The sequence below is a fragment of the Microbulbifer maximicatervae (SeqCode) genome (assembly GCF_052467825.1).
Map to the genome: position 1 here is coordinate 4282932 of NZ_CP174327.1, position 15608 is coordinate 4298539.

Here is a 15608-nt window from a genome sequence, read left to right on the forward strand (position 1 = left end):
TGCAATCATAAGCAGGAGCTGAGGAGTGAAGCCCAAGGCCGAGGCGTGGCAATAGACACCGGTAAAGAAAAGCCTATGGGGCGGAAACACTTCCGCTACGCGTCTTGGACAATTGCAGTCATATTTTTCAGCGCCAGCGTAACCAACTCAATCCTATTTGCCCTGCTATCACCTAGCCTCACTCAAGAACTCAATCTCAACCATCAAAGCTTAGGAATGCTGGGAGGATATTACTTTGTCGCCTATTCTATTGGTCAACTGACACTTGGCTCACTATTGGGCCCTATAAGTCCACGGTATTTACTGGGTATCTCAGCCGCCCTCGCCGCTAGCGGCTGTGTAATTTTTGCCAGCAGTCATTCTTTCGAAACAGCCCTTACCGGGCAGCTATTAGTCGCACTTGGATTATCCAATAGCTTCTTGGGAGTTATCTATGTTATCGGACGGGATTTACCTAAAAAGTTTTCACTAATGGCCGCTGTTAGCCAAGGATTAGCTAACTTCGCAGCAGCTTCACTCTCGTTACTTATCGGTTTGTTCGATACCGAGGTCTCATTCCGGGGACCCTACTTCATCGCAGCGCTATTTTTTATTTGCCTTGCTGTACTGCTATTTATTTTTATTGGCAGTAATCAAAACTCTTCCCATGAACTCTCCGTAAAAAAAGCTATTCAATTTGACAAGCTAAATTCATGCTTCAAATCAAGAGCTTTTTGGCTAGCTCTCACTTTCTACTCCTGCCTTTTCGGCGTAATTATCGCCTATTCTGATTTATGGAATATACAGTTCCAAGTTGATTTTTTTCGTGAAACATCTAGGGAAAGCGCCCTACTCAATGCGATGATTTCAATGGGCATCATTATCGGCAGCTTTATTGTCGGTGCTTGGTCTCATTATCGGGGAGATTATGTAATTCCAGCGAGAACTTTTAGTTTCCTCTCAATTATTTCTGTCACAGCTTTACTGAGTATTCACTTGTCGGACTCCTGGACTTTGACGGCAAATTTTCTCTTAGGATTTGGCCTCAGCAGCTCAATTCTATCTCTCTCGATAGTGCAATCTGAACTCCCTGAAAAGGCGCACGCCATTGCCTCTGCCCTTATTGTAACTGGGGGCTTTGTCTTAGGAGGGGTAATTCAAACCCTTATAGGGCTCTCACTTGATCAAGATATAGAGTTCGCTTATATCCGCTCCCTCAGCGATTTATTAGCCAGACTTTTTGACTTTGCTCCACAACCAACACAGAATTTCTACAATTACCAAGCAGGATTTCAGCTAATCGGGATTATCGTCATCGTAGGCTGCATCAGCAGCCTACTTTTGAGCAGCAAAAAGCTAGTCAAGAAACGTGGTCCTAAAATCGGAAGTTCGTAGTGCTAAGCCTGCGATTCGACGCCCTAAATGTACGGCTGTAAGTCGGTCCAACTCATGAATTTCACCAGCTCCTTCAGCGACAGCTACCAAGCCCGACTGACAACCACCCCGGTTTCTACCCAGGGAATCTTGACTCGGTAGAATATCCAGGGGAACCCACAACATGCCCATTTGTGCAGCAAAGACCTGTAGAGTCCTGATGGTACCTAGCTGATCACCACTAAAATTACTACCAACAGTAAATCCTGCAGCTAACTTATCCAGCCAGCACCGATCTCCATAGCGCTCACTTGCTGCATCCATAAATGCTTTGAATTGAGCGGAGACAGTACCCATAAAGGTCGGCGAACCCATTACTATGGCTTCACATTGATCCAACTGAGCTAATAATGACTGATCTTCATAACGTCCGTGAAGAATGCTCTCTCCCTGAATCTCAAGGGCAACACCAATACACTTCTCTAGCGTGTTAACCCCCTCCACCACGGACTCCGCAAGAACTTTACTGCAACCAGATACAGAATGGTAAACAACACCTACCCTCTTCATATGACTCGCTCCGCTATGCCGTCTGACTCAAATATCCGGCCTAACTTTTGATCAATTTCTCTGCCAGACGGCACTTCTATCCCAAAGATATCCAGTAAAGTAGCCCGAAGCTCATCAACATCCGCTAACATGACAACACTCTTGGAGCCTAAAAGTGGTTGATAGCTTAACTGTCTATTGAAAAGTGTATGCCGCCCCTCTGGGAAAGACCGAGCAACAATCAAGTGCTCTACAAACCTGGATTTAGGGTGCGTTGAACAATACCAACTACCAATTTTATAATCGCCATGAGTTTTAGGTTTCAAGTCAAAGCTGTACATAGGTTGCCAACCACTATCGGTTGTAACCTCTAACAGGTACTCATCATCTATTAAAGTAAAGCGGTAAACACCGTGCGGTGTGCTCTGACGATCACTGGAGTCTAAATTGAGTGGTGCAGTCAAAGTGTTACTTCCAAATCCCGCATCTATCAGGAAGCGTGTACCCTCAAGCTCCACCATCAAAATCATATGCGACTGAGCGGGTTGATGCCCTATCGGCATTTGCCACAGTATCCGTGCGGCGAGGTTCGTAACTTTAAAACCGATTTGCCCTAACACTACCCCTAATAAGGCATTTTGCTCGTAACAATAACCTCCACGTTTTTGTTGTACCAACTTGGCCTCAATAGATTCCAACTCAATATCCACGGGGCTTCCCAAAAATGAAGTGACGTTCTCAAATGGAATCGTACGGACGTGCTGGGTCAACAACTGCTGTAGACACTGCAAGTTAGCACCCGGGGCTCCATCAAAATTAATACGGTCTAAATATTGCTGCAAGTTAATACCAGGGGTACCCATCTCGATTGTCTCCTCAAAATCCGGGCTCATAAACAATAGACGGGAGCTTAATACCTAAACCTAACTTGAGGTCAATAGCTTTTTTTCATCTTCTACACTGCTTATCAATCAGAAGTTAATCAAAGCCAAAGCTCAGGAAGACCCCTAGCCAGCGTAATCTTCAATATTGCTAAACAATCAGGTAGCGACTAAGTGGAAATACTGTTTTTGGGGACATCATCAGGCACTCCGACCAAGCAGAGGAATGTTTCTGGTATTGGGCTAATAGAAAGCCTGGGAAAGAACTGGTATTTGATCGACTGTGGGGAAGGTACCCAGCAGCAGATTCTACATACAAACTTATCACTAAACAGGCTAAGTGCAATCTTTATCACCCATAAGCACGGCGATCACTGCTACGGACTCCCTGGTCTACTTGGTAGCTCAGGAATGCAACGAAGGACAAGACCACTGACACTTGTTACTCCTGGGGCCGTCTATGATTGGCTTCTATCAACTCAAACAATCACAGAACTCTATCTTCCATTTGAAGTCAACTTCATTCCTGTTGAAGATTTACCCCAAATAGAAATGGGACAGTTCACCACAACCACTATACAACTTTCCCACAGGGTCCCCTCTTATGCGTATAGTTTTACAGAAAGATATGTTGAGGTTACATTAGATACACAAAGTTTACTTGTCACCGGTATCCCTAAAGGACCGCAATGGGGGAAGATAAAGAACGGTATCGATGTCGTTCATCACGGTAAAATATACACTGCAACGGACTTTATTCTAAAGCCGAGGCCTCCACGTAATATTATAATTTGCGGAGACAATGATAACCCTGAGTTTTTAAAAGATACCTGTGCCAACTGCAATGTCTTAGTGCATGAATCGACTTATGCAAAAGATTTGGCTCAGAAAGCGGGGCATGTAGGGCACAGCTATTCCACCCAAATAGCCTCTTTTGCCGAGGGCCTTTCAATTCCCAACCTGGTTCTCACACATTTCAGCACACGCTACCAAAAAGATAGCAAGGCGAGCTGTTCAATTGATACTATCAGAAAGGAAGCGCAGTTGATTTATAAGGGACAACTATATTTAGCTGAGGATTTTATGCATCTTTTTCTAGAAAAATCTGGGCAACTCGTCCAAAAACAGTAGGCAACTATACCCAAAGAACAGACAGCATTCATAAACGAATTCTTTGAGAGCATATTTCATTTTTTTACATAGCATATGTGCTCAGATCAGCCAAATAGACTATTAAACACTAGAGGAGATAACAGGGTTCACTTGATTAACACCTTTAACCATATCGCCAGAACAACTATTTTACCACAGTGCCATCGGTCCAAAATCCTGGCATAAAGGTCTTATCTTGATAACTCCATTTAAAAGGCAGAAGCTCATCACTATCTAAAATAACATAAAGCCACACTTCCATATTTTTAATAGTACGTTTAATATTTGCCTCCATCTCCTCGCCAAGACTTTTAGGTATATCTTGCTTATCTATCCACTCATGGTAGCCATAAGTTTCGATAATGTCGGGCCACCAGACATTAGTGAGAAATTTATGCTCTGGAAAATTGAGGTAACGTCCCTGAGGCAAAGTTGGTATTTCACGTAAAGCAATTTCCTTTTCATCTTCAGTATCAATGAAGTCATGCTGCCAAAACATTGAAAGGTCATCACTATCATCCGCAATGCGGGGATCTCGAAACCTGAGAGGAGAATCCTTAGGAAGAACAACAATAACACCAAACGAAGTGATTACCGGAACCGTCTTCGATATATTTAACAAATATATAAACGAAGATCCAAAGGGCCTATCGTAATACTGATAATCTCTATGATCTTTATTCCAAACTAATTTTCCAAATGCGAAAGGAGAATCAGAGTTAATACCTACTCTTATTTCATGAGATGCCAACCCTACACGATTAAGTAAATACTGTTTGATTTTTGAACTGCCGCTTTTAACCGTACGCAGAAAACCTTTCGCTAGCTTATCATTCCCTATAGCGTAATGCGTTTTCATAGAAATTTCCCAGGGTTTATTAGAAGGGGAGCTATCCTACCCAACTGAAACTAGCTTGAAATTATAGCTCATCCAAAATTCAGCAAATCAGTATAGTGATTAATAATGCACTAGGTACTATTTGATTGAGAAACTGACATTTTCTCGCACCAATTATAGTTATATACCCAACAAACTGTTTAACCAGGCGATATTTACTCATCCACTTTTACTATCACCTTCCCCAACATGTTCCAGTAAAATAGATTTCTCATACAGGATTAATATATCTCCCTTCAGCTTGAGAGGGAACATCTGTATACTTATTAATTAATAAGTAGGACTAAGCCAATGGTTTCCCTAAGTGACCTTCCCAGAAAAAAAGATACCGAACCAGATCGAAAATTTATTGAGGCTCTAGCTCGTGGTCTGGATGTGCTCCGAGCTTTTCAACCTGGTGATGGCTTCCTGGGTAATTTGGAGATCGCCCAGCGTACTGGCCTGCCCCGCTCCAGTGTTTCCAGACTGACTTATACTCTGACCAAATTAGGCTATCTGACCTACTCTGATCGAATGGAGAAATATCAGCTGGGTAGTGGCGTCCTGGCTCTTGGTTATGCTTTTGTCTCAAATCTCACAGTCAGACAGGTAGCCAAGCCTTTAATGCAGGATCTGGCCAATTCTACCGGTACCGCTGTTGGTCTCTCTGATCGGGACCGGCTGGATATGATTTTTGTTGAGTTCTGTGCTCCTGCAAATGTCACAACTTTCCGCCATGAAATCGGTAATCGCGTACCCATAGCTTCCAGCGGCTCCGGGCGAGCTTTTTTGGCAGCACTCCCTCAAGAAGAACGGGAATATTTTTATGGCTACCTGGAGAAAAAAGCTGGTGATCAATGGCCAACGATCAAAGCCGGTATTGAAGAAGCGGTCAACAGCTACCAGCAGCGCGGCTTCTGCTGCTCTTTTGGCGAGTGGAATCGCGATGTCAACGGTATCGCAGTACCTCTCTCTTTAAGCCAAGGTCATATTTACACTTTTAATGCTGGCGGACCTGCTTTTAGACTTAACCCGGAATACTTAGAAAATGAAGTAGCTCCTCTGTTGAAAAACCTGGTAGGCAATATCGAAGCTATGTTAATCCGATATTAGTCGACTCAAACTCCAGATCTTCTCAACCAGTACAGCTACAGCTTGAAACGCAGTAGAAAGTTGAAAATTTTGTCAAATCTTTGGCCGTAAGGTGGTCGTAAAGGCACCGCCGCTGACTTTTTGGCTTGTGTAAAGATCGGTCGTAATTTTGAGAATTCCAAAAAACCCTCATAAGCGTGATATTGCCCCATGCCACTCGCCCCAATACCACCAAAGGGCAAGTCTGCCTGGGAGACATGCATCGCGCAGTCATTGATACAAACACCTCCAGACATTGTGCTTTTGATAATCTTTTCCTGAACATCTCCGCTAGAACTGAAAATATATAATGCTAAAGGCCTATCTTTACTATTTATGTAATCTATCGTATCAGACAGATTCCTATACGTAAGAATAGGTAAAATAGGGCCAAATATCTCCTCGCGTAGCAGACTCATGTCTTCTGTCGGGTTTAACACTAAGGTGGGAGCAATTTTTTGCAAACCCTTATTGTTTTCAACATCTAATAACGGCAGAACTGTAGCCCCTTTCTCCAGAGCATCCGTTAGACAAGTATTCAGCCTATTAAACGCCTTTTCATCAACAATCGAAGTATAATCTTCTGAATTTAAAGATGGATACCATTTAGGTACAAGTCTCTTAGCCGATTCCAAGAATCCTGAAAGTTTTTCTTCAGGAATCAATAAATAATCTGGAGCTACACAAGTTTGGCCAGCATTGAAGAATTTTGAGCTCAAAATACGTTCCGCAGCAATATTTTCATCAAAGTCTCCACATATTATGGCTGGCGACTTGCCCCCCAGTTCTAGTGTCACAGGAGTTAGGTGATCCGCAGCTCTCCGCATTACCACTTTTCCTACTTTGCCAGATCCAGTAAAAATCATGTGATCATATGCCTGGGCTGTAAACTCCGTAGCGCTCACTCCAGGAAGAATAGCTATCAGATCCTCTGAAAAGAATCTATTAAATAACTGATGTAATAATGTAGAAAGGGCACGCGAGTTAGCAGCCATCTTGATCATACAGCGATTTCCTGCGGATATCGCACTCACCAAGGGCCCAACAGATAGAAGTAGTGGGTAATTCCAGGGGGTAACAATAGCAACCACCCCTTTTGGTTGAGGTAATACGCGATTTTTTACTCCTCGAAGTAGCAAAGGCACATGACGCTTCTGAATTTTCATCCACCTTTTTAAGCGCTTACGAGTGTAACGAATCTCCTCGATGCACCCATAGATCTCTGCAATTTTAGTTTCCTGGATGGCACGATTACCAAAATCCTCGCTTATTGCCTTTGCTATGGATTTCTGGTTTTCCAGGATTAATTGCTCTAATTTTTTTAAACTTTCCAGACGCTCCTGAAGACTCGGGTAGGGGTTCCTATTAAATGCATCCTTTTGAAGTTTAAAAACACTCTCTACTTTACCTATGCTCACAGATCTGGTGTGCTCGACAACTTTTTCCATGTGTGTGCCCTCGCAAAGTGGCAAGTAGAGAGTGAGTTTGGCCGTATAGTCAGTACTTTATGATTTACAGCTTGGCAAATCGTAAAGTGTGGTAATCAGTACTGCCAAATAGGTACTGAGTTGTTGTTAGACGCTTAAAGTAGTGACTTACATCTAACTCCTCAGTAACCCCTATACCGCCATGTAATTGTATCGCCTCTTGGCCGATAAACCGCGCAGCTTTACCAATACGGCTTTTTGCAGCGGATATCGCCTTAGGCGCAACTCCGTTATTGCTATCAAGCTGTAGCGCAGCCATCAACAATATTGAGCGCGCTTGCTCATACTCAGTAAACATATCCACCATGCGGTGCTGTAGTGCCTGGAACTTGCCAATAGGAACACCAAACTGCTCCCGCGTCTTAGTGTACTCAACTGTCTTCTTATAGATCCTTTCCATAGCTCCAACAGCTTCTGCACACAATGCCAACGTCGCTCTATCAACAGCCTTTTCTATAGCTCCTAAAGCCGCCCCCTCTTCCCCTATCAGATTAGCTATGGGTACTTTCACGTTATTGAATTTAATTTCGGCGGCACGGTGTGCATCCACAGTGGCATATCCATGCCGCTGAAGCCCTTCTGTATTAGGATCGACAAGTAGTAAGGTGATCCCCTCACGATCTCGCTGTGCTCCGCTCGTCCGCACAGCAACTAAGAATTTATCTGCTACGTCACCATTTAGAACGACAGCTTTATGTCCATTCAGAAGGTAATTGTCTCCATCCTTTACCGCAGTCATGGCTATATCAGTAAGGTTATAGCGACTCTGTGACTCAGTAAAAGCGAATGCCAATTGCAATTGGCCTTCCATTAACATTCCCAGGAGTTCTCGCTTTTGCACCTCACTAGCGCAGTCAGCGATAAGACCACCACTGAGAACAACACTGGCCAGGAAAGGCTCAACCACTAAACCTCGGCCGAACTCCTCCATAACCACCATCAAGTCTACGGCGGAGCCTCCTAGGCCTCCATCATCCTTTCCAAACGGCACCATTAACCAGCCGAGTTCCGCAAATAGCTTCCAATTTTCCTTACTGAAGCCAATATCGTTACTCACTATTTTACAACGACGGTCAAAGTCATAATCCTGCTGGATAAACTTGCTCACACTGCTTTGCAGCATCCGCTGCTCTTCGCTGTAGGAAAAATCCATCGCTCAAGTCCTCTTTAGATGCTGCACTTACAGGCCAAGTACCCATTTACTGATAATATTTTTCTGGATCTCATTACTTCCGCCATAAATTGAGGATTTACGGTTATTTAAGTAACGAGGCACACTGCTGGCAATAACACCGGGGCCCACCCATTCTCCGTCAAACCCGCTCCTAAACTGCTCTCTCACAAACGGCATTCCGTAGTAACCCGCCATCTCCATATACAGTTCATCGATAAGTTGAGCGACTTCGGTTCCTTTGATTTTAAGGATGGAAGATTCCGCTCCTGGGGCACCACCTGTACTTACCGCCGCAAGCGTGCGTAGTTCAGTAAACTCCAGGGCCAAGAGATCAATTTCAACTTCGGCCAGTTTTTGGGCAAAAGCCGGGTTCTCAAGTAGACTATTTTCTCCATCGCAGGTCTCTTTGGCTAAATCCTTTAACGTTTGTAAGCGTTTCTTGGATTTTGCCACCCGCGCAATACCGGTGCGTTCATGGGTTAGCAAAACCTTGGCGTAAGTCCACCCTTGCCCCTCCTCGCCAATACGGTTTTCTACCGGCACCCTCACATTATTGAAATGGACTTCATTTACTTCATGGTGACCACCCAAGGTCATAATTGGCGAAACCGTAATACCCGGGTGTTTCATATCAATTAGCAAGAAGCTGATAGCAGCCTGGTTCTTTACTTGAGGCCCACCAGTACGAACCAAACAAAATATCCAGTCTGCAAAGTGACCCAAGGTATTCCAGGTCTTGGTGCCGTTGACAATATACTCATCGCCATCACGGACAGCTGTTGTTTTTAAGGAAGCTAAATCTGAGCCAGCATTTGGTTCTGAATACCCCTGACACCACCAGACATTACTTGCCAGGATGTCAGGCAGAAATCGTTGCTTTTGTTCTTCACTACCGTAGGTAAAGATCACTGGAGCAACCATTTTTAAGCCGAAAGGAATCAACTCTGGTACACCATAGTTAGCACATTCGTCTGCCCAAATGTGTTTCTGAGTAGGTGTCCAACCGGTACCTCCATATTCAACCGGCCAATTCGTAGCTGCCCACCCTTGCTCATAGAGTATTTTTTGCCAGCGAATAAAATCCTCTTTCTCCAGCGGGATTTCCTTCAGGGTTTTCTCTCTAATATCTTCAGGAAGTTTCTCTTGGAGAAACTGCTGGACCTCCTGCTGAAAAGCTAACTCTTCGGGAGAAAAATCTATATTCATTCGCCTGCTCCTTTATTAGTCGGCGCATTGAACAGCAGCTCCTACAAACTGCTTCTATCACAATCTTGCGCAGCAAAAATACGCAATCTTTTGAAAGATCCCCGCTACAGGCGGAACTAGTGTTTAACAGCTTCACCTCGACAAGTTACTTAATTGCCTTTGAATCGATCCCAACGATTTAAATTATTGGCGTAAAATGCCTTTATCGAAATAAAAAACCGAGCATTTCTAGCGCCAATCAATTCCAGATAGGCACACAAATCAACCGCTCAAAAAATAAAACAGAAAAAACCTCAACAACATGGCGCCTTTTTATTTTTAATAAGTTTTTTTGCGCCATTTTCCATTAAAAAATGCATTGGGCACTTCTTAATAGGTAAAACACTAACACCTTATTCCGCAGAGTGGAATGCTGTATTCACTTTTGCTATGGTCGTCACCATAATAACCAAAGTGAGAGAAGCCCCCATGTCGATCACGCCCATTCAATCCTCCGATACAATGTTGCAGTCACTTGCTGAAATTCAGGAATATGAAAAAGTCCCCCTTTCGCAGCGATACCCCTGGGAAAGCACTTTTGATTTAATCCGGCAATCTGCCCGCCTCTACCAACATGACTCGGCCATTGAATTCCTGCCAACGGCCGCACCTGACGAAGACACGGTTAAAGTAAGTTTCTCCGAGTTATCCCAGCGAGTGCACCAGACTGCCAATCTTCTTCACTCCATCGGTGTTGAGCCAACCGATACAGTGACTTTACTACTACCCAATTTGCCAGAAACCCATTTTGCACTTTGGGGAGGCCAGGCAGCAGGTATTACCAGCCCTATTAATCCTTTGCTGGAACCCGAACATATAATCGAAATTATGAATACCACCAGGGCTAAAGTCCTGGTCACTCTTGGCCAAGATCTTAGCGAGGAAATATGGGATAAAGTAACGCAAATTCTCGAGCAAGTTCCCACATTAAAAACTCTGTTACTAATCAGTAAAAAGCCAATTAGCAATACTCCAGTTCCAGCGGGTATTCACGCGGATAATTTTGTCTCGGCTATATCCCAACAGCCGGACGATCATCTAAAGAGTGAACGTTATATCCAGGGGAGTGAAACCGCTAGTTATTTCCACACCGGGGGCACTACTGGAAGACCTAAAATAGCCCGCTTAACTCACAGCAATATTGCCTTCGTCGCTCAATTAAGTGCTGATACGTCATCCAGTAAAGGGCGCTTCGCCACCCTGAGCGGACTTCCGCTGTTTCATATTTTCGGTACGGTTGTTGCGGGTATTGGCACCCTATTGGCCGGACGCACAATTGTTATCATGACACCCTCTGGTTTTCGCTCACCCAATGTCCTACCAAATTGGTGGCATCATGTTGCGCGTTTTCAGGTGAAGGGCTTTGCCGCCGTCCCCACCATCCTCGGTGTATTGCTGCAAATTCCCGTGGGTGACAATGACATCAGCTGTCTGACAGATATTGGCTGTGGAGCCTCCACCCTGCCAACGGGGTTGAAGAATGCCTTTGAGGAGAAGTTCAATGTCCTTGTCAGTAATGGCTACGGCATGACGGAGTCCAGCTGCCTTTTAGCTCGCCCTCCTACCGATATGCAAGCCCCTGAAGGCAGCGTCGGCCGGCGATTGCCTTATATGGAAATGAAAATTGCCGAAGTAGACGGTACCCGACTGGTTAGAACCTGCAATACAGGAGAGGTGGGCATAGTACTCGCGCGCGGGCCACATATTTTCTCTGGCTACTTATCAGAAGAGGATAATGCTAAAGCCTGGGTCGATAAGTCCTGGTTTAATACCGGCGATATGGGATATCTCGATGGAGATGGTAACCTGTTCTTAACCGGGCGGGCCAAGGATTTAATTATTCGCGGCGGCCACAATATAGATCCGGCTCTGATCGAAGAACCATTATCCCGCCACCCTGCCGTTGCTATTGCCGTTGCAGTTGGTCAACCAGATGCTTATGCCGGAGAAGTTCCAGTAGCTTACGTTACCCTGTTTCCATCCACTAACCCGCCCACAGAAGAACAACTCATTGACTATTGCCGCAGCCAAATTTCTGAGCGTGCAGCCATTCCTAAGCGCGTGGAAATTATTGATGAGATTCCACTCACTGCTGTAGCCAAAGTATTCAAACCGGCTCTGCGCAATCGCGCTACCGAATATGTCGTAGGCCAGGCATTAGAGGAAAAAAGTATTACCGCTAAGTTTTCCGCCCACTTCGATGCATCCCTTGGCCAGGTAGCAAAAGTTCAACTTGAACAAGCCTCCAGCAAAGCCGCTGTAGAGGAAGCCCTGGAAAATTTACCCGTGGCTTTGGAGTTTGAATAAAAGAAATTACCGTATGACTCAATGCACTTAGAACTCCAATATCGGAAATTTCACTATGTCACATGCCTATATTTATGACGGCGGCCGCAGTGTTTTTGGCCGCCACAGGGGCAGCCTTTCCAGTATCCGGCCCGACAACCTGCTTGCCCATGTCATCTGGACCCTGACTGAAAGAAATAATTTTAACCCTCAACATTTTGAGGATGTTATTGCGGGCAATACCAATCAGGCGGGAGAAGACAGTCGCAACGTTGCCCGATTTTCAGGCCTGCTAGCAGGATTGCCCATATCCACTGGCGGCATAACGGTAAATCGCCTTTGTGGTTCCGGCTTGTCCGCTATAGCAGATGCCGCTCGCTGCATTCGCGCTTCAGAAGGAGAGCTATTTATCGCAGGAGGTGTCGAATCAATGAGTCGCGCCCCCCTGGTTCTCTCCAAAGCCAACAGTGCCTTTGATCGCAATCAGGTATTGGCAGATACGACCCTAGGACCCCGCTTCACCAACCCAAACATTGTTGCTGAGTATGGAAGCCACACCATGCCTCAGACCGCAGACAATATTGCATCAGACCTGAATATTTGCCGGGAAGAGTGCGATACATTTGCATTGGCATCACAAACAAAATACGAGTCGGCACGTACCGATGGCTTCTTTGTCGATGAAATTATTCCCATCGAAGTACCCCAAGGTCGCAAGAAGCCAGCGCTTCTTATCGATACGGATGAACATCCCCGTCCCAATGCAACTTTGGAGCGACTTCAAGCCCTACCCGCGCTTTTCGAAGATGGAGTGGTTACTGCCGGCAACGCTTCCGGCATCAACGATGGCGCGGCGGCACTCATTGTTGGTAGCGCCGAAGCAGGCCAAGCAGCAGATCTAAAGCCAAGGGCACGTATTCTCGCCAGCGCCATTGCAGGAGTAGAGCCGCGAGTGATGGGGTTGGGCCCGGTACCGGCTACCCGTAAAGCCCTTGCCCGGGCGGGCTTGGAGCTTGGGGATATGGATGTAATGGAGTTCAACGAAGCTTTTGCGGTACAGGCTATGGGCTGCCTCAAAATGCTCGAAATTGATTATGCGGACCCACGGGTAAATCCCAATGGTGGTGCCATCGCCGTTGGTCACCCCCTGGGGGCCAGTGGTGCCCGTATTTTGCTGACAGCATTGCGCCAGCTGGAACGTACGGGTGGGCGCTATGCACTAGCCACCATGTGTATCGGGATTGGCCAGGGGATCGCCGTAATCATAGAACGCATATAAACCTGATTAGATGTAAATAAAACCGAGACCGAACAGTTGTCACTTAAGATCTGGAGATAGCAATGTCTAGTGTAAGTTATGAACTCATTGGCGATATCGGTGTAATTCGATTGAACAACCCTCCTGTGAACGCCCTCTCTCACGGCTTGCGTGAAGGCATTTGGGGAGCGATTAAGAACGCTCAAGGCGATGCATCTAAAGCCCTGGTGGTAGTGTGTGAAGGCCGAACTTTTATCGCTGGTGCGGACATTACGGAATTTGGCAAGCCACCACAGGCGCCCGCCCTATCAGAAGTGATTGAGGAAATAGAAAACTCCTGTAAACCAGTGATCGCCGCCATTCACGGCACGGCACTCGGCGGTGGATTCGAAGTCGCTCTAGCCTGCCATTACCGCTGTGCAATAGCATCGGCCAAAGTGGGGCTTCCAGAAGTCAAACTGGGATTACTGCCAGGGGCCGGTGGCACCCAGCGCACCCCACGCTTGTCTGGTGTTGCCGCTGCACTGGAATTAATCACAAAAGGCAGTCCAATACCGGCCTCTAAAGCCAAAAGTATGAAGTTGATAGACCGGGTTATCGATGATGACTTGTTAGAGGGAGCCCTCGCCTTTACCCGTGAATTGATAACAAATGAAGCTCCTCTGCGCCGAGTCAGAGACATCGCAATAGATCCTGACAGCATTCCTGAAGGGTTATTTGATGATTTCCGCAAGCGCCTTGAAAAGAGATCACGAGGTCAGCTTGCACCGCAACATATTGTTACCTGTATAGAGGCCGCAGTTCATCAGCCTTTTGATCAAGGACTTGCTAAAGAGCTCGACCTGTTTATCGAATGCCTGCTCTCCAGTCAATCGGCCGCACTCAGGCATTTGTTTTTTGCCGAGCGCACTGCAACCAAGGTCACAGGTTTACCAAAAGACCTACCCACCAGGGAGATAAAGAGCGTGGGCATTATCGGTGGAGGCACTATGGGCGGAGGCATCGCCATGAACTTTGCCAATGTCGGTATTCCAGTCAAACTGGTAGAAATCGATCAAGCTGCGATAAATCGAGGGCTAGCAGTGATCGACAAGAATTACACTATCAGCATGCAGAAAGGGAAACTCACCGAAGGTCAAAAAACACAATGTCTCTCATTGATTTCCGGCACAACTGACTACGCAGACCTAGCAGACGTAGACCTGGTCATTGAGGCCGTATTTGAAAATATGGAGCTCAAACAGGAAATTTTTGCCAAATTGGATCGCTCCTGCAAACCCGGTACCATCCTTGCAACCAACACTTCCTACCAGGATATTGATCAAATCGCGGCTGCAACCAACAGGCCTCAAGACGTTATAGGGATGCATTTTTTCAGCCCAGCCAATGTAATGAAACTACTCGAAGTGGTTCGCGGCTCGCAAAGTGCTGACGATGTAATTGCCACTGCCATGCAGCTCGCTAAAACGATCAAGAAAGTTCCCGTACTAGCGGGAAACTGTTACGGCTTTATTGGCAATCGTATGTTGCGCCCCTATGGCAGAGAATCGCAGCTGTGTTTAATCGAGGGCTCAACCCCGGAGCAGATTGATTCGGTTATGCAGTCTTGGGGGATGGCTATGGGCCCTATCGCCGTTGGAGATCTAGCGGGACTGGATATCGGTTACAAGGCCCGCCAGGGCCTGAGCGAATCAGAAAGAGGAGAACCAAAAACCTACTGTATTGCAGATGCCCTGGTTGAAATGGGCCGCCTGGGGCAGAAAAGTGGAGCCGGCTACTATCGCTACGATCCCGAAACTCGCGCTCGCAGCAGCGACCCGGAAGTGCTGAAAGTCATTGAAGCCCAAGCTAAAAGTCAAGGGGTTGTAAGGCGGGAAATTTCCGACGAGGAGATTCTAAACCGCCTAACTTTCGCGCTGATTAATGAAGGAGCCAAAGTCCTGGAGGAAGGTATAGCCCAACGTCCGAGTGATATAGACGTTGTATATGTTTACGGTTATGGCTTTCCGCCCCATCGTGGAGGACCTATGCACTATGCCGACAGTATCGGCTTGAAGGAAATCTACGAAAAAATATGTACTTTCCGCCAGCAGCATGGAGATACCTACTGGACTCCAGCCCCTTTACTGGAACGGCTAGCCCAAGAGGGAAAAACATTTGCGCAATGGGCTGATGGCAAAATCTAAGCTTGTAAACTATAGGGGAAGTGAGTATG

General features: G+C 46.1%; 12 protein-coding genes. 6 read left to right on the forward strand and 6 right to left on the reverse strand.

Annotated features, from left to right (window positions below):
* Positions 1–45: 45 nt before the first annotated feature.
* Positions 46–1374, forward strand: a complete 1329-nt coding sequence (locus tag ACJJII_RS19065) for an MFS transporter (protein ID WP_444917337.1) — start codon at positions 46–48, stop codon at positions 1372–1374.
* On the opposite strand, the gene ACJJII_RS19070 is transcribed toward ACJJII_RS19065, so the two are convergent.
* Positions 1336–1923 carry a flavodoxin family protein gene (locus tag ACJJII_RS19070; RefSeq protein ID WP_444908091.1) on the reverse strand — a complete coding sequence of 196 codons (588 nt, stop codon included), beginning with the start codon at positions 1921–1923 and terminating at the stop codon, positions 1336–1338. The genes ACJJII_RS19065 and ACJJII_RS19070 overlap by 39 nt on opposite strands.
* Positions 1920–2765, reverse strand: a complete 846-nt coding sequence (locus ACJJII_RS19075; RefSeq protein ID WP_444917338.1) for an arylamine N-acetyltransferase family protein — start codon at positions 2763–2765, stop codon at positions 1920–1922. The genes ACJJII_RS19070 and ACJJII_RS19075 overlap by 4 nt, the downstream gene beginning before the upstream one ends.
* A gap of 192 nt (positions 2766–2957) precedes the next feature.
* Here ACJJII_RS19075 and ACJJII_RS19080 point away from each other — a divergent pair, with 192 nt between their 5' ends.
* Positions 2958–3914 (forward strand): MBL fold metallo-hydrolase, encoded by a 957-nt coding sequence (locus tag ACJJII_RS19080; protein WP_444917339.1) that lies wholly within the window; start codon positions 2958–2960, stop codon positions 3912–3914.
* 166 nt (positions 3915–4080) lie between these two features.
* On the opposite strand, the gene ACJJII_RS19085 is transcribed toward ACJJII_RS19080, so the two are convergent.
* Positions 4081–4794: a hypothetical protein gene (locus ACJJII_RS19085; protein ID WP_444917340.1), complete on the reverse strand. Its 714-nt coding sequence runs from the start codon at positions 4792–4794 to the stop codon at positions 4081–4083.
* Between the two features lie 330 nt (positions 4795–5124).
* On the opposite strand from ACJJII_RS19085, the gene ACJJII_RS19090 reads away from it, so the two are divergent.
* Positions 5125–5925 (forward strand): IclR family transcriptional regulator, encoded by an 801-nt coding sequence (locus ACJJII_RS19090; protein ID WP_444908087.1) that lies wholly within the window; start codon positions 5125–5127, stop codon positions 5923–5925.
* A 35-nt stretch (positions 5926–5960) separates the two neighbouring features.
* On the opposite strand, the gene ACJJII_RS19095 is transcribed toward ACJJII_RS19090, so the two are convergent.
* From ACJJII_RS19095 to ACJJII_RS19105, 3 genes are all read right to left on the reverse strand, one after another.
* Positions 5961–7391 (reverse strand): coniferyl aldehyde dehydrogenase, encoded by a 1431-nt coding sequence (locus ACJJII_RS19095; RefSeq protein WP_444917341.1) that lies wholly within the window; start codon positions 7389–7391, stop codon positions 5961–5963.
* 64 nt (positions 7392–7455) lie between these two features.
* The gene (locus tag ACJJII_RS19100; RefSeq protein ID WP_444894078.1) at positions 7456–8583 is read right to left on the reverse strand and encodes an acyl-CoA dehydrogenase family protein; all 1128 of its coding nucleotides are present in this window, start codon (positions 8581–8583) and stop codon (positions 7456–7458) included.
* A 27-nt stretch (positions 8584–8610) separates the two neighbouring features.
* Positions 8611–9810: an acyl-CoA dehydrogenase family protein gene (locus ACJJII_RS19105; protein ID WP_444917342.1), complete on the reverse strand. Its 1200-nt coding sequence runs from the start codon at positions 9808–9810 to the stop codon at positions 8611–8613.
* 468 nt (positions 9811–10278) lie between these two features.
* Between ACJJII_RS19105 and ACJJII_RS19110 the strand changes: the two genes are divergently transcribed.
* The 3 genes from ACJJII_RS19110 (at position 10279) to ACJJII_RS19120 (ending at position 15579) form a co-directional block, all read left to right on the forward strand.
* Positions 10279–12156, forward strand: coding sequence for an acyl-CoA synthetase (locus ACJJII_RS19110; RefSeq protein WP_444917343.1), 1878 nt, complete (start codon positions 10279–10281; stop codon positions 12154–12156).
* Between the two features lie 55 nt (positions 12157–12211).
* A complete protein-coding gene (locus tag ACJJII_RS19115; protein ID WP_444917344.1) occupies positions 12212–13414 on the forward strand; it encodes a 3-oxoadipyl-CoA thiolase in 1203 nt (400 codons plus the stop codon).
* A gap of 62 nt (positions 13415–13476) precedes the next feature.
* Positions 13477–15579, forward strand: coding sequence for a 3-hydroxyacyl-CoA dehydrogenase NAD-binding domain-containing protein (locus ACJJII_RS19120; RefSeq protein WP_444917345.1), 2103 nt, complete (start codon positions 13477–13479; stop codon positions 15577–15579).
* Positions 15580–15608 lie beyond the last annotated feature (29 nt).